This is a genomic window from Mangrovimonas sp. YM274 (genome assembly GCF_030908385.1).
GTDB lineage: Bacteria > Bacteroidota > Bacteroidia > Flavobacteriales > Flavobacteriaceae > Mangrovimonas_A.
Genome location: NZ_CP133091.1, coordinates 717501 through 734503, shown reverse-complemented (window position 1 = coordinate 734503; position 17003 = coordinate 717501). Strand labels below are relative to the sequence as shown.

Sequence of the window (17003 nt, the reverse complement as noted above, 5' to 3'; positions counted from 1 at the left end):
AGGAAACTTAAACGTATTTAAAATAATCCCCCTTGAATACCACCTTTAACTCTTCCAAGATGTTTATAGGCCAATTCGGTGACTTCTCTCCCTCTTGGGGTTCGAATGATAAATCCTTGCTGAATCAAAAATGGTTCATAGACCTCTTCAATAGTTTCTCCACTTTCACTTACAGCAGTTGCCAAAGTGGTAATTCCAACAGGTCCGCCTTTAAACTTATCGATAATGGTGGTCAAGATCTTATTATCCATTTCATCGAGTCCGTGGGCATCCACATTAAGCGCTTTTAAGCTGAATTTGGCAATTTCTATATCAATCCTGCCATTTCCCTTTATTTGGGCAAAATCACGTACCCTACGCAGCAATGCGTTGGCAATACGAGGTGTTCCTCTACTTCTCCCTGCAATCTCTATAGCTGCTTCCATAGAAATTGGCACATTTAAGATATTGGCACTACGTTCAACAATGGTAGATAACAATTCCGTAGAATAATATTGAAGTCTACTGCTAATACCAAAACGGGCACGCATGGGCGATGTCAATAATCCAGATCGTGTAGTAGCCCCAATCAATGTAAACGGATTTAAGTTGATTTGAACGGTTCTGGCATTAGGACCAGATTCAATCATGATATCAATTTTATAATCCTCCATGGCCGAGTACAGATACTCTTCCACAATAGGACTCAAACGGTGGATTTCATCAATAAACAATACATCCCTCTCATCTAAGTTGGTCAACAAGCCCGCAAGATCTCCAGGCTTGTCCAAAACAGGCCCAGAAGTTACTTTGATGCTTACCTCAAGTTCATTGGCCAAAATATGAGCCAAGGTGGTTTTACCCAAACCAGGAGGGCCATGAAACAAGGTGTGGTCTAAAGCATCACCTCTAAGATTGGCTGCCTTTACAAAAATCTTGAGGTTTTCCAACACTTGATCCTGTCCTGTAAAGTCATCAAAGGACAAGGGGCGCAAGGCCTTTTCAACATCCATTTCCTCTGGGGAAAAGTGTTCATTGGAGGGGTTTAAATTGTCATTCATACAAAAGCAAAGATAAACAAAAAGCCTTTCTGAAAACTCAGAAAGGCTTGATATGATTAATAAGAAATGAATTCTCTTAGTGTTGTAATTCTTCTTCTCCGTCCATTAATGGAACGTTTTGAGGTACGAAATCCGCCTCGTGACCTGGCTTGCTATAGTCGTAAGCCCAACGGTGTACGTGAGGAATTTCCCCTGGCCAGTTTCCGTGAACGTGCTCCACTGGAGTCGTCCATTCAAGCGTGTTGGATTTCCATGGGTTTTGTTCAGCTTTCTTACCAAAGAACATACTGCTAAAGAAGTTGTACAAGAATACCAACTGGAACGCTCCTCCAATTAAAGCAAACACAGTAATTACAACGTTTACGTTTGCCAAATCGTCAAACAATGGGAAGTTAGAGTTCGTATAGTAACGTCTTGGTAAACCTGCCATCCCGATAAAGTGCATTGGGAAGAATACTCCATAAGCACAGATAGCAGTAATCCAGAAGTGGATATAACCCAAGTTTTTGTTCATCATGCGTCCGAACATTTTTGGATACCAGTGGTAGATACCAGCGAACATTCCGTACAATGCAGAGATCCCCATTACCAAGTGGAAGTGAGCCACTACGAAATATGTATCGTGAACGTTAATATCCAAAGCACTATCCCCTAAGATGATTCCGGTAAGACCTCCAGTGATGAACGTAGATACCAAACCAATAGAAAACAACATAGCAGGGTTCATTTGCAAGTTACCCTTCCAAAGCGTTGTGATATAGTTGAATGCTTTTACAGCCGATGGAATTGCAATCAATAATGTTGTAAAGGTAAATACCGACCCTAAGAATGGGTTCATACCTGATACGAACATGTGGTGACCCCATACGATGGTTGACAAGAATGCAATTGCCAAAATTGACACTACCATGGCACGGTAACCAAAGATAGGCTTACGTGAGTTGGTAGAGATAATTTCCGAAGTAATCCCCAATGCAGGTAACAATACGATGTATACCTCAGGGTGACCTAAGAACCAGAACAAGTGCTCGAACAATACAGGAGACCCTCCTTGGTAATGCAATACTTCACCTTGAATAAAGATATCTGATAAGAAGAATGATGTTCCAAAACTTCTATCCATGATCAATAACAAAGCTGCAGATAATAATACCGGGAATGAAATAATACCGATGATAGCAGTTACAAAGAACGCCCAAATAGTCAACGGTAAACGTGTCATAGACATTCCTTTTGTACGCAAGTTGATAACAGTTACCACATAGTTCAAAGATCCTAACAAAGAAGATGCGATGAAAATAGCCATAGCTACCAACCAAAGTGTCATACCTGCTCCAGAACCTCCTTGTGCCATTGGTAAGGCAGAAAGTGGCGGGTAGATAGTCCATCCTGCTGCAGCTGGACCAGCTTCAACAAACAAAGACAATACCATGATAACACTTGACAAGAAGAACAACCAGTAAGATACCATGTTAAGGAATCCTGAGGCCATATCTCTTGCTCCAATTTGCAAGGGAATTAACAAGTTACTGAACGTACCACTCAAACCAGCAGTTAATACAAAGAATACCATGATGGTTCCGTGAATAGTAACCAAAGCCAAATAAATATCGGCATCCATAACACCATTAGGTGCCCATTTCCCTAATAATGCTTCAAAAAGCACATTAGGTTCTTCCGGCCATGCAATTTGCATACGGAACATAAGCGACATAACAATTCCGATAATTCCCATGATAGTACCTGTAATCAAGTACTGCTTGGCAATCATCTTATGGTCCATACTAAAGATGTACTTAGTTACAAAAGTCTCTTTATGATGATGCCCGTGATCGTCGTGAGCGTGAGTATCTGCGTGTGCTGACATAATCTTATATCGTTTTTATCTTTTTTTAGTTAGCTGTTATCGTATTCTTAAAAGTTGCTTGCTCCTTAATCCAAGCGTCATATTCCTCTTGTGTTTCCACAATGATCTTCATTTGCATGTTGTAGTGAGATTTTCCACAAATCTTATTACACAATAGCAAATAATCAAATTCATAAGGATCTAAAGCTTCCTCGCCACCAGCAACTAACTCTTTACTTTTCTCTGTTCTAATGTCGTTGATGTTTTTCACTTTATCAACGATATCTGGGTTTTGACGCATTTCAGCAGTCGTGATTGTAGGCGTGAATGCAAACTGAGTAATCATACCAGGAACACAGTTCATTTGTGCTCTAAAGTGTGGCATGTAAGCAGAGTGCAATACATCCTGAGAACGCATTTTAAACAATACAGGCTTTCCAACCGGTAAATGTAATTCTGTAGTGATTACATCGTCTTGAGCATTTGGATCAGCTTCGTCCAAACCAAGGATGTTAGCACGGTCGTTATCAATCAATCTTACGTTAGCCATACCCAACACATTGTCTTGACCAGCGTAACGCGCTTTCCAGTTAAACTGTTGTGCATACAATTCAACTACTAAAGGATCGGCATCTTCATCTACATTCATAATGCTTGTCCAAGTGAACAAACCGTAGATAATCAAACCTGCCAAAGTAATTACAGGAATAATAGTCCAGATAGCTTCCAATTTGTTGTTATCGGCATAGAATAAAGCCTTTCTTCCTTTTTCACCTTTGTATTTAAAGGCAAAGTAGTGTAATAAGAACTGAGTAATGGTTTGTACGATAAAGATAATTACCAATGAAATGGTCATTAAGTTATCGATTTGTGGTCCGTGTTCTGAGGCAGAATTGGACAATAATGGTAAGTCTCCCCATTTAACGATACTTACAATCGTTATAACATAAATGAAGACTAAGAAACCTATCATTAAATAGCCATTAAGTTTGTTGTCCTTATCATCGGCAATTTGAGAATTTGAAGTCCCCACTTGGGCCAAATCAAATATCTTCACCATTTGCCAAATCGCAATAGCTATAAATAGTACTATTATAATTGTTAAAAAAGCAGTCATTGTCGTTTCTCTTCTTTATTTAGTTATATTAATAATGGAAATGTTCACTCTCTTTGATGTATGGATTTCCTTTGGCCAATAAAGGTGCTTTTGTCAAGGCGGTAAATACCACAAAAATGAACAATCCACCAAATAACAATACTGAACCAATTTCCGGAATTCCAATGAACCATCTGTCACCAACAGTGGCAGGCATGATCATGTTGAATATATCTAGGTAGTGACCTGCAAGGATAACTACACCAGCCATAACAACAAACCAAGGAATACGTTTGTAATCACTGTTCATTAACAATAATAATGGGAACAAGAAGTTCATGGCAACCATACCTAAGAATGGCAATTTGTAATCCTCCAAACGCGTTACAAAGTAAGTTACCTCCTCTGGAATGTTAGAATACCAAATCAACATGAACTGAGAGAACCATAAGTAGGTCCAGAAAATAGAAATACCAAACATGAATTTAGCTAAGTCATGCAAGTGGCTATCATTTACAAATGGCAATAAGCCTTTGTTTTTCAGATAAAGTGTAATCATAGCAATTACAGTAATCGCACTTACAAACATACTTGCAAACACATACCATCCAAATAAAGTAGAGAACCAGTGTGGGTCAACACTCATGATCCAATCCCAAGACATCATAGATTCAGTGTAAATGAAGAATACTAAGAAAGCAGCCGAAATACGGAATGACTTTTTAAAGTTCTTGTTATCATCGGCGCTATCCTGAGCGATAGAAAATTTACGAGCAAAGTGACGGTATAAAAACCATCCTGCAATAAAGATAAATCCTCTAATAGCGAAGCCCCAAGTGTTCAACCATCCTGCTTTACCTTGGATCAATTTATCATGAGCTACAACTTCTGGATCCATCCATACAAATAGATTGTAATGACCAATAGTTCCTGAGGCTACACCAATCAATACTACGATTACTGCACCAGGCAATACATAGGCTGTAATACCTTCCATTACTCTAAACAATACGGGAGACCAACCTGCTTGTGCAGCAAACTGGATAGCATAAAACGCCAAAGCTCCAAGTGCAATCATCATAAAGAAGAAAGCTGCTACGTAAAGCGCAGACCAAGGTCTGTTGGCAATTTGGTGTTGCACATGTTCTATATGCTTTTTATGTGCATCTTCATGGTTAACTTCTTCACCACCATGTCCATCTGCAGCATGTGTGTCATGTGAAGCTGCAGGCGCTACATGAGCTGCTTCAGCATCATGTCCTCCACCGTGGTGGGCACTTTCAGCAGCAACTATGGCTTCTACCTCTTCAAAAGATTTATGAGATGTCATAAAACCAATAAGAACACCTACCGCTCCGATAATCATTAATGCGATAGAGAATGTCTTTAATCTATTTGAGAATGTATACATGTCTTTATATAATCTTTATCAATCTTATTTTTCTAATTTCGCTTTTAGGTCTAAAACGTATGCAACCACATGCCAACGTTCTTCTTCACTTAACTGATTGGCATATGAACCCATCGCATTTTTACCGTAGTATATAGTATGGTAGATACTACCTTCTGTGATGGCGCGTCCAGCATCGTCATATCTAGGGATACCCAATATCTTTTCACGCTTTACCAAGTTACCTTGGCCATCTCCTTTGTTACCATGACAGATCCCGCAGTAGATGTCGTATAGTTCTTTTCCTTTAGCCAAATCTACTTGAGTAGAATCCAAAGGACTCATTAAATTAGTTTTTGCTAGCGCATAGCCTTCTGCAGTGTTGTCAAAGTCAAAAGGTAAGTACCCTCTTGCTACGGTTCCTTCTGCAGGAACTTGAGCTTCCACTCCGTTTGCAAAGGCATCAGACTCTGAATAGGTCTCATATCCTACCGACTCGTACATGTTTGGCATAAACTGGTAGTTTGGTCTTGAATCCTTCTTACAAGACACAAATGCCACTGCTATAATTGATAAAACTGTTATTTTTATTAAGCCTTTCATCTGTAAATTTCTGTTTTTTATTGTCCTCAGATGCAACTCACAAAGCGTTTAAGAAACTTCCAAAACGCTCTGTTCATTTCATATTAATGTGCTTCGTCTTTGTTAACTATATTAATTTCTACTGCACCGGTTTCCTTAAGTAGTTGCTCCAATTCAGCTTCATTACCGTGAACTGGGATTTCCATTAAGAAATGGTCATCTGTAGTTCTTGGATCCGGGTTCTCAGCATTCTTGAATGGCCACATTCTACTGCGTAGGTAAAACGTGATTACCATTAAGTGAGCTGCAAAAAATACGGTCAACTCAAACATGATAGGCACAAATGCAGGCATGTTTTCTATATAACTAAAACTAGGTTTACCACCAATGTTTTGTGGCCAGTCTTCGATCATGATGAAGTTCATCATGGTGATGGCTACCGTTAAACCAATACATCCGTAAATAAAAGCTGCAATAGCTATACGTGTTGGTGCCAATCCCATCGCCTTGTCTAGTCCGTGAACCGGAAATGGCGTGTAAACTTCTTCTATATGATGTTTCTCAGCTCTTACCTTCTTCACTGCCGACATCAACACATCGTCGTCGGTATATATTGCGTGAATTACTTTTGATGAAGATTCCATATGCTGCAATTAGTTTTTAGAGTTGTTAACTTGACTTCCAGAAGTACGTGCGTCTGCTCCTGTACCTACTAGGCTTTCGCCTGCTTCTCTTATCTTCTTGTAACGCTCACCAGATGACTTCATGATTGTCTTAACCTCTGCCTGTGCAATTACTGGGAATGTTCTAGAGTACAATAAGAACAATACAAAGAAGAATCCAATAGTTCCGATAAAGATCCCTATGTCCACAAATGTTGGTGAGAACATCGTCCAAGAAGACGGAAGGTAATCTCTGTGCAATGAGGTAACGATAATTACGAAACGCTCAAACCACATTCCTATGTTCACCACAATAGAGATAAAGAAAGAGAACATGATACTTGTTCTAAGTTTCTTGAACCACATGAACTGTGGAGAGAATACGTTACAAGACATCATCATCCAGTACGCCCAAGCGTAAGGACCAGTTGCTCTATTCAAGAAAGCATATTGCTCATACTCCACTCCAGAGTACCATGCAATAAATAACTCAGTAATATAAGCCACACCTACGATAGAACCCGTAATCATGATTACGATGTTCATCAATTCGATGTGCTGTACAGTAATATAATCTTCAAGGTTACATACCTTTCTCATAATAATAAGAAGGGTATTTACCATCGCGAATCCAGAGAAAATTGCACCCGCAACGAAATACGGAGGGAAGATGGTAGTGTGCCATCCAGGAATCACCGATGTTGCGAAGTCAAACGATACGATGGTGTGTACAGAAAGTACAAGTGGTGTTGCCAAACCAGCCAATACCAAAGATACTTCTTCAAAACGTTGCCAGTCTTTAGCTCTACCTGTCCATCCAAAACTTAATAATGAATAAATTTTCTTTTGAAAAGGCTTCACTGCACGGTCACGGATCATTGCGAAGTCAGGTAATAAACCAGTCCACCAGAATACCAATGATACCGATAAATACGTTGAAATCGCGAATACGTCCCAAAGAAGCGGCGAGTTAAAGTTAACCCATAGCGATCCAAATTGGTTTGGGATTGGCAATACCCAGTATCCTAACCATGGACGTCCCATGTGAATAATTGGGAACAATCCCGCCTGAACTACCGAGAAGATAGTCATCGCCTCTGCAGAACGGTTAATGGCCATTCTCCATTTTTGACGGAATAACAATAATACTGCAGAGATCAGAGTTCCTGCGTGACCAATACCTACCCACCAAACGAAGTTGGTAATATCCCAGGCCCAGCCCACAGTTTTGTTTAATCCCCAAGTACCGATACCTGTGGATACTGTATATAAAATACACCCGATTCCCCAAAGGAAAGCCACAAGTGAAATACTAAAAACTATCCACCATTGTTTGTTTGCTTTACCTTCAATTGGCTTGGCAATATCCACGGTTACATCGTGGTATGATTTCTCGCCTGTAACTAAAGGTCTTCTAATAGGTGCTTCGTAATGAGACGCCATAATCCTTTTATAATTATTTCTTAGTTTGTTTTATTATGCTTCTGTTGTGTTTCTCACCTTAGTTTGGTAGATCACGTTTGGTTTTGTTCCAATGTGCTCTAACAAGTGATACATACGGTTATCATCCTTAAGGTGGGCTACTTTACTATCCTTATCATTGATATCTCCAAATACCATGGCACCACTGCTACAAGCTGCAGAACATGCTGTTTGGAATTCACCATCCTTAATCACACGTCCATCACGTTTAGCGTCAAGAACCGTTTTTTGTGTCATTTGGATACACATAGAACATTTTTCCATAACTCCACGAGAACGTACCACTACGTCTGGGTTCAATACCATACGACCTAAATCGTCATTCATATGATAATCGAATTCATCGTTTCCGTTGTAAAGGAACCAGTTGAATCGACGTACTTTATAAGGACAGTTGTTTGCACAGTAACGAGTACCTACACAACGGTTATAAGCCATGTGGTTTTGTCCTTGACGACCGTGTGACGTTGCCGCAACAGGACATACAGTTTCACAAGGTGCGTGGTTACAGTGCTGACACATTACTGGTTGGAAAGCTACTTGAGGATTGTCGGCTGGATGTTCCATTTCTCCAAATCCTGTCAATGAACTTCCAAGTCCAGCGATATTGTCTTTCTTCTCATTATCCCCTTCGAAAGAGTCTTCAGAAGAATAGTATCTATCGATACGTAACCAGTGCATATCACGGCTACGACGCACTTCTTCTTTACCTACCACAGGAACGTTGTTTTCAGCGTGACATGCAATTACACAAGCCCCACAACCTGTACAAGCGTTCAAGTCGATAGAAAGGTTAAAGTGATGCCCGATAGAACGATCGAACTCATCCCATAAATCAACATCTGGAGATGTTACAGGCGTTTCTTCGTGGTTCAAAGACACTACAGGAATAGCATTCCAATGAGATTTATCTTTCGTATTGAAAATCTCTAAGGTAGTTTCCTTAACAATATCTCCACGTCCCATCAAGGTATTGTGCAACTGGATACATGCAAACTCATGCATTCCGGCAGCAGCAGCCACCGTTACATTTTGAACTGTATTGAAATCTTGGTATAACGTAAAGGCGTTAACACCCGTCTTCATTTCTTCTTTCAATCCTTCAGTTCTACCATAACCAAACGCTAAACCAACAGTTCCTTTAGCCTGCCCTGGTTGGATCAACACAGGAACATTCTTCAAGGTCGTTCCGTTTACGGTTACATCGGCATAACTACCATCTAAAGCTCCGGTAGCTACGTGTACGTTTTTCAAGTCTAAGCTTTCTGCATCTGCCTTGGATACCGTTAGGTAGTTATCCCAAGACACACGAGAAATAGGATCTGGGAATTCTTGCAACCAAGGGTTGTTGGCCTGTTGACCATCTCCCATTCCTGTTTTAGAATAGAATACCAATTCCATTCCTTGAGAAGTGGCCCCTGCCAAAGCTCTTGCTGCGGCAGCTCCAGAAGTAGCTGTAGTCGTTTCTACAGTACCTTCCTCTTCTTTCTTAAGACCTAATCCTTCAGCAACATCTTCAATGATACCACCAACAAACGTTTTGTCTTCGTGGTGAGCACCTTCTGGAGTTTCCACTACAACACTGTGGTTAGTAGTAAACACACCATCATGCAATGCTTGACTGAAAGAAGCTCCTCCCAATACACTAGCATTCCAAGTTTGCTTGATATAATCGTGATAAGTTGTTGCACTTCCATTCCACTTCAATAAAGCTTCTTGGAATTGTCTTGTGTCGAACAAAGGACGAATAGTAGGCTGTGTTAACCCGTAGTGTCCCTTCTTCATTTCTACATCACCCCAAGACTCCAAATAGTGAGGTGCTGCAGCGATATATTGTGTCAACGCAGACGTTTCATCTTTCTTCAAAGAGAATGCAATTGACAAATCTGTTTGTTTTAATCCTTCAGCAAAATCAGCAGCATTAGGTAAGGTATACATTGGGTTTACACCACTCATGATGACAGCTCCAACTTTACCAGCTTTCATATCTGCTACCAAAGCAGCTACAGCCTTATCGTTACCTTGTCTAGTTTTGATAGTTGTTTTAGGATAAAATGCTTTACTCTTCAAGTGGCTATTGATTTCCAATACCACAGTTTGAGCATTTACATCTTGAAGTCCTGTTACAACTACAGCATTAGCACCAGCGCTCTTAATTTGAGCAGCAGCATTTGCAACTGATTGAGCCACAGCTTCTGGTAAGTCTGCAGATACAGATCCACCAACCACTAATGTATAAAGTTTTGCTAAAGCTTGTTTTTGTTGTGTAGGTGTTAATGGTACACGCTTATCGGCGTTGGCACCAGTTAACGACATGTTTGATTCAAATTGAATATGTCTAGACATTTTACCGTGGTTAGGTACACGTCCTTTAGCATATCCAGAATCAAATCCGCCTCCTTGCCAATCTCCTAAGAAATCTGCACCTATCGATACGATAGTTGACGCTTTGGAAAAATCGTAGTTAGCAAGACCTCTTTCACCGTATTTAGCTTGGTAAGCATCTAATGCAGCAGATTCAGAAACCGCATCGTATTGTACGTGCTTAACGTTTCCAAACTTGGCAGCAAACTCAGCAATCAAAGCTGAAGTTGAAGGACTGGCAAACGTTTGAGTTAACAACACAATTTGTTTTCCAGAAGCCTTAACCTCATTCAGTTTTTGATTTGTTTGCGCATCAAATTCATTCCAAGTGATCGCAGCATCACCTTTCATTGGTCCTTGCACCCTTAAACTATCGTACAATCCTAAAACAGATGCGTTCACTCTTGCATTGGCACTACCATTAACAGCAGCTAAAGCATTGTTTTCGATTTTAATTGGACGACCTTCACGGGTTTTAACTAAAACGCTTGCAAAGTCATATCCATCTGCAATCGTCGTTGCATAGTAGTTGGCAACACCAGGAACGATTTCCTCCGGTTGCACTACGTAAGGGATAGACTTAATTACCGGCCCTTCACAGGCTGCCAAAGAAGCAGCAGCTGTACTAAAGCCAACGTATTTTAAGAAATCACGACGTGTTGTAGAAGAACTCTCCAAGGAGGCCTTATCTCCTAAAAACTCATCAGTTGGAATCTCTTCAACAAATTCGTTTTGTTTTAGCGTCTCAACAATAGAGCTGTTCTCGTTAAGCTCTTCAACACTTTTCCAGTATTTCTTGTTTGATGACATATTATATAATTGAATTACTTCTTAATAAATTAATAATGACACTTACCACATTCCAGACCACCCATTTGAGCAGCAGTAAGCTTTTCTACTCCGTACTTTTTAGATAATTGTTCATGGATCTTAGCATAGTACTCATTATCCTGAACTTTCACCTCTGTTTCTCTGTGACAGTTGATACACCATCCCATAGTAAGTGGAGCATGTTGATACATGATTTCCATTTCTTCAACTGGACCGTGACAAGTTTGACACTGAATCCCTCCAACAGAAACGTGTTGTGAGTGGTTGAAATATGCGAAATCTGGTAGATTATGAATTCTTATCCATTTCACAGGCTGCGATTCTCCTGTATACTTTTGGTCAGCATCGCTCCATCCTGCAGCTGCATATAGCTTTTGGATTTCACCATCGTAAAATTCTTTGCTATGCTCTACAGTAGTCTCTCCATTATATTCGTAGATTGACTTGTGACAGTTCATACAAACATTTAAAGATGGAATCCCTGAAGTTTTACTTACACGAGCAGAAGAGTGACAGTATTTACAATCGATACCGTTATCACCTGCGTGAATTTTGTGTGAGAAGTGAATTGGCTGTACTGGCTGATACCCTTGATCAACCCCTACCTGCATTAAGTAACCATACACAAAGTACGCACTCGCCAACAATAAGAAAATAGCAGTCACCAAAACCAAGAATTGGTTTTTAGCAAACGCCTTCCATAATGGCAATCTAGCTTCGCCTTCAGTAATGTCAACACCCTTAGCTTCAGCAAACTTGTTTAAAGTTTGTCTCACCAAAATCAAAGCCATTGCCAACAAGGCAAACAACAATGCTAAAGCCCCTAAAATAATTTCATTTGAAATACCCGAACCAGAAGCTTGTGTAGCAGCACCACCCGTCGTGGCAACTTCTACTTTAGGTTCAGCCTTCTCTTGCGCGGTATACGCTAAGATATCTGCTATATCTTGATCGCTTAAAGTAGCGAACGCCGTCATAGGCGTATTGTTGAATTCTGCAAAAATTTGATTAGCATACGCATCGCCAGACTTAATCAATCCAGCACTGTTACGTATCCAAGCACTAAGCCACTCACGGTCCAAACCTTGCTCATCGGCCAATCTAGTTTCAACGTGTCTCAAGGCAGGCCCTGTCATTTGCTTGTCTAAATTATGACAAGCTGCACAGTTAGTATTGAACAAGGATTTCCCCTTTGCAGGGTCTCCTTCTTGCGCCCTTAAAGAGGCTGAAAGTGTGAGTAGAACAAGAAACCCTAATCGAATAATCTTAGAGGTCAATTTACGGTATATCACCTGTTTCATATTAATAGTTGAATTATCTTCCAAACTTTGGTATGATTTTTTCATTCAAAAAAAGAAAAAAATACAGTTATAAAAATCTCGCACAAAAGTAACATTTAAAGTGGATTCTAAAAATGTTACAGAAGTGTTAACTGATAATTTATATGCATTCTAAATAAGCCGTTTTGCCTATATATAATAATGTATATGACAGCCTATTTCTAGAAATTATTTTCATATTTTAGCCGTCAGTAAATCCATAATACTAAATCATTTACACCCAAATAAACCATTCATTTTAAACCATTTTAGAATCATGACTCACAAAAATACGAAAAAAGCGCTACTAGGGTTCTGCTTATTTTTAGGAGCTGTTTCCTACATACATGCCCAACAAGGAATTGTAACGGTAGACAAGAGCAAAGAAATCACGCAACTTTTGGAATTTAAAAAGGATATCAACACTGTTGCTTTGTACAAAATACAAATTTTTTCAGGAAATCGCTCTGGAGCAGAAAAAGCCCAATCAGAGTTCAATGATACCTACGAAGATTGGCCGGTAGCAATGGAATATGATACTCCACACTACAAAATACAAGTGGGCACTTTTAGAAGTCGTTTAGAAGCTGACAAAGCGCTTATCAAGATTAAAGCCAATTACCCCAATGCTTTTATCTTTCAACCAAAAACAGAAATCAAATAAAAGTGACATCATAGCAAACAAAAAGGCGACCATTTGGTCGCCTTTTTTATACCTATTATGATACTGAAAGTTATTTCAGCTTTTTCTTAACTTCTACTTCTTGGAATGCTTCTATAATATCACCTTCTTTGATGTCGTTATAGTTCTTGATCTGCATACCACAATCATAGCCTTTGGCTACTTCCTTAACATCATCTTTGAAACGTTTTAAAGAGGCTAATTCCCCAGTGTAAACTACTACACCATCTCTAATAAGTCTAATTCCAGAGTTTCTAAATATCTTACCATTGGTAACCATACACCCTGCAATACTTCCAATCTTAGAGACTTTGAATATTTCTCGAATTTCAGCAGTCCCCGTAATCTCCTCCTTAAGCTCAGGAGACAACATGCCTTCCATAGCATCTTTAAGATCATTGATAGCATCATAGATAATGGAGTACATTCTGATATCGATTTCTTCTTTATCAGCAATTTGTCTGGCATTACCCATTGGTCGCACATTAAATCCGATGATGATAGCATCTGAAGCAGTTGCCAATAACACATCACTTTCTGTAATGGCTCCAACTCCTTTATGAATGATATTAACTTGAATCTCTTCGGTAGATAATTTCTGAAACGAATCGGTCAAGGCTTCTACAGAACCATCCACATCTCCTTTAAGAATGATGTTCAATTCCTGGAAGTCTCCAAGTGCAATACGACGTCCAATTTCATCTAGAGTAATATGACGTTGTGTTCTTACAGACTGCTCACGCTGTAATTGAGTACGTTTCGCAGCAATTTGCTTTGCCTCTCTTTCGTCCTCAAATACATTGAATTTATCTCCTGCCTGAGGTGCACCATCCAAACCTAAAATAGAAACTGGTGTCGACGGTCCTGCTTCACTAACGTCATTACCTCTTTCATCGTGCATTGCTTTTATCTTACCGCTGTTTTTACCAGCAAGCACATAATCACCAACTTTTAAAGTACCAGCCTGAACTAAAATAGTTGAAACATATCCTCTTCCTTTATCCAAAAACGCTTCAACTACAGTACCATTAGCCAATTTATTGGCATTTGCTTTAAGCTCTAATAATTCGGCTTCTAGTAATACCTTTTCTAATAATTCTTTAACACCTTGACCTGTTTTGGCTGAAATATCATGAGATTGAATTTTACCACCCCAATCTTCCACCAATAAGTTCATATTTGCCAATCCTTCTTTTACTTTATCAGGGTTAGCACCTGGCTTATCAATTTTGTTGATTGCAAATACAATTGGCACATTAGCCGCTTGGGCGTGAGCGATAGCTTCTTTTGTTTGTGGCATGATGGCATCATCTGCCGCAATTACAATAATAGCTAAATCGGTTACTTGAGCACCGCGCGCACGCATGGCAGTAAAGGCCTCGTGACCCGGAGTATCCAAGAAGGCAATTTTCTGACCTCCATCCAAGGTTACTCCATATGCTCCAATATGCTGTGTAATTCCACCAGACTCTCCTGCAATTACATTTTCTTTACGAATGTAATCCAAAAGCGAAGTTTTACCGTGGTCTACGTGTCCCATCACGGTAACGATTGGAGCTCTTGGTGTCAAGTCTTCTGGTTTATCTTCTACTTCTTCTATTGACTCTTCAATATCAGCAGTAACAAACTCAACCTCGTAACCAAATTCATCTGCTACTACAGAAAGGGTTTCTGCATCCAAACGCTGATTCATGGTTACCATCATTCCAAGAGACATACATGCCGAAATAATCTGTGTTACTGACACATCCATCATTGTAGCAACTTCACTCGCAGTAACAAACTCAGTTACTTTAAGGATTTTACTTTCAGCTTGTTGTTGCTCAAGACTCTTTTCTGTCTGTTCTCTATGATGTTCCCTTTTCTCTCTACGGTACTTAGCTCCTTTACCTTTACTGGATTTACCTTGAAGTTTTTCAAGAGTTTCACGAACTTGTTTTTGTACTTCTGCTTCGCTAGGCTCTTCTTTCACAACCGTAGGTCGCTTTCCTTTTCCTTTATATCCGCCACCTTTTTGGTTTCCGCGATTATTTTGGAAGTTAGGTCTATTATCAGTTCCAGTCTTGCTTATACGACGACGCTTTTTCTTATTAGCGTCATTTGAAGAAGCAGCTGGCTTTTTATCTTCTTTTTTCTTCTTAGGTTTATCAAACTGAGATAAATCTATTTTTTCACCGGCAATTTTTGGCCCTGTAAGTTTTTGATATTTGGTTTCCACACGGCCTTCTGGAAACTCTTTTGGTTTATCGGCAGGCACCTGCTTCTTCTCCTTTACAGGCTCTTTTTTAGGTTGAATATCCTTTTTTGGCTCAGGTTTGGATATTTTCTCCTCTTTTTTAGGAGCTTCTTGCTTAGGAGCTGGTGCTGGTTTAGGTTCTGGAGTCTTCACTTCTGCTTCAACTGGTTTTTGCTCTTCCTCTTTAGGTGGTTGTTCCACTTTGGGAGCTTCTTCCTTAGGTGCCTCAACAACCTTTGGAGCTTCTTCCTCTTTAGGTGCCTCCTCTTTTTGGGCCTCTTCAGGCTTAGGTGTGTCCAAGTCGATTTTTCCTACCTGTTTTGGACCACTCAGTTCAACCCTCGCCTTGACCACTTGCTGCCTACTAGCTTCAGCTTTTTTCGCTTTCTCCTCCAACTCGCGTTCGCGGATTTCACGAAGTTCTTCTTTTTCCTTCTGCTTGGCCTCACTTACTTCCTTAGACGCCACCTTCTTACTGGCATCTGTTTGAAATTCATTGGAAAGAATCCCGTAGACCTCTTCTGAAATTTTAGTATTCGGACTTTTCTCTATTTCCACGTTTTTTGATTCCAAAAAATCAACCGCACGGTCAATAGAAATATTGAGTTCTCGTAATACTTTATTTAATCTAATTGTTTGAGCCATAAATTGCCTGTAATATAAACTTATATCTGTTATTCTTCAAATTCTTCTTTAAGAATTCTTATTACTTCTAGAATTGTTTCTTCTTCTAAATCTGTTCTCTTCACCAAGTCCTGTACATCCTCTTCCAATACACTCTTGGCGGTATCCAATCCTGCCTTGCTGAATTCTTCTATAATCCATCCTTCAATCTCATCAGAGAATTCTGTTAATTCAACATCCTCTTCAGCACCTTCTCTATATACATCAATCTCATAACCAGTTAATTGACCAGCTAAGCGAATATTGTGGCCACCTCTACCAATTGCTTTACTAACCTCTTCTGGTTTAAGCAATACTTCTGCATGTTTAGTCTCTTCATTTACTTTGATGGAAGTTACCCTTGCTGGACTTAATGCTCTTGTAATATAAAGCTGAATATTGTTGGTATAATTGATTACATCAATGTTTTCGTTTCCAAGTTCTCTTACAATACCATGAATTCTTGACCCCTTCATACCTACACAGGCTCCTACAGGATCTATTCTATCATCATAAGAATCTACTGCTACCTTAGCTTTTTCACCAGGAATTCTAACAACATTTTTAACGGTAATCAAGCCATCGAACACCTCTGGTATCTCTTGTTCGAACAATTTCTCCAAGAAAACAGGAGCTGTTCTTGACATAATGATAGCCGGTTTATTGCCTTTTAACTCTACACTCTCAATAATTCCACGGACATTTTCTCCCTTGCGGAAGAAATCTGAAGGAATTTGCTTTTCTTTCGGCAAAATAATTTCATTTCCTTCATCATCCAAAAGAATGATTGCTCTATGACGTATATGGTGT

General features: G+C 39.6%; 11 protein-coding genes and 1 pseudogene (1 of these 12 only partly in view). 1 reads left to right on the top strand and 11 read right to left on the bottom strand.

From position 1 onward, the window contains the following. Positions 1 to 17: 17 nt before the first annotated feature. The 9 genes and pseudogenes from ruvB to RBH95_RS03205 form a co-directional block, all read right to left on the bottom strand. Positions 18 to 1040 carry a Holliday junction branch migration DNA helicase RuvB gene (gene ruvB, locus RBH95_RS03245; protein ID WP_307901292.1) on the bottom strand — a complete coding sequence of 341 codons (1023 nt, stop codon included), beginning with the start codon at positions 1038 to 1040 and terminating at the stop codon, positions 18 to 20. A 76-nt stretch (positions 1041 to 1116) separates the two neighbouring features. After that, a complete protein-coding gene (locus RBH95_RS03240; protein WP_053978113.1) occupies positions 1117 to 2907 on the bottom strand; it encodes a cbb3-type cytochrome c oxidase subunit I in 1791 nt (596 codons plus the stop codon). A 25-nt stretch (positions 2908 to 2932) separates the two neighbouring features. Further along, complete coding sequence (locus tag RBH95_RS03235; RefSeq protein WP_307901291.1) at positions 2933 to 4003, bottom strand: cytochrome c oxidase subunit II; 1071 nt, start codon at positions 4001 to 4003, stop codon at positions 2933 to 2935. A gap of 28 nt (positions 4004 to 4031) precedes the next feature. Further along, on the bottom strand, positions 4032 to 5393 hold the full coding sequence (locus RBH95_RS03230) for a quinol:cytochrome C oxidoreductase (protein WP_307901290.1): 1362 nt from the start codon (positions 5391 to 5393) through the stop codon (positions 4032 to 4034). A 24-nt stretch (positions 5394 to 5417) separates the two neighbouring features. Continuing rightward, positions 5418 to 5975 carry a cytochrome c gene (locus RBH95_RS03225; protein WP_307901289.1) on the bottom strand — a complete coding sequence of 186 codons (558 nt, stop codon included), beginning with the start codon at positions 5973 to 5975 and terminating at the stop codon, positions 5418 to 5420. A gap of 83 nt (positions 5976 to 6058) precedes the next feature. Continuing rightward, complete coding sequence (locus tag RBH95_RS03220) at positions 6059 to 6598, bottom strand: DUF3341 domain-containing protein (protein ID WP_053992935.1); 540 nt, start codon at positions 6596 to 6598, stop codon at positions 6059 to 6061. A gap of 39 nt (positions 6599 to 6637) precedes the next feature. After that, positions 6638 to 8059: pseudogene (gene nrfD / locus RBH95_RS03215) on the bottom strand (NrfD/PsrC family molybdoenzyme membrane anchor subunit); the annotation flags it as partial. A gap of 33 nt (positions 8060 to 8092) precedes the next feature. After that, positions 8093 to 11272: a TAT-variant-translocated molybdopterin oxidoreductase gene (locus tag RBH95_RS03210; protein ID WP_307901288.1), complete on the bottom strand. Its 3180-nt coding sequence runs from the start codon at positions 11270 to 11272 to the stop codon at positions 8093 to 8095. Positions 11273 to 11301: 29 nt separating this feature from the next. Further along, complete coding sequence (locus tag RBH95_RS03205; RefSeq protein ID WP_307902221.1) at positions 11302 to 12594, bottom strand: cytochrome c3 family protein; 1293 nt, start codon at positions 12592 to 12594, stop codon at positions 11302 to 11304. 295 nt (positions 12595 to 12889) lie between these two features. Between RBH95_RS03205 and RBH95_RS03200 the strand changes: the two genes are divergently transcribed. Further along, positions 12890 to 13276 (top strand): SPOR domain-containing protein, encoded by a 387-nt coding sequence (locus RBH95_RS03200; RefSeq protein WP_307901287.1) that lies wholly within the window; start codon positions 12890 to 12892, stop codon positions 13274 to 13276. Positions 13277 to 13346: 70 nt separating this feature from the next. Here the strand turns inward: RBH95_RS03200 and infB are convergent, their stop codons facing one another. Further along, entirely contained in the window at positions 13347 to 16175 is a 2829-nt protein-coding gene (infB, locus tag RBH95_RS03195) for a translation initiation factor IF-2 (protein WP_307901286.1), read from the bottom strand. A gap of 29 nt (positions 16176 to 16204) precedes the next feature. Continuing rightward, positions 16205 to 17003: the 3' portion of a transcription termination factor NusA gene (gene nusA / locus RBH95_RS03190; RefSeq protein WP_307901285.1), read on the bottom strand. The gene runs 434 nt beyond the window's last position; 799 of the gene's 1233 nt are visible here — the last part of the coding sequence; its start codon lies beyond the right edge, outside the window; its stop codon occupies positions 16205 to 16207.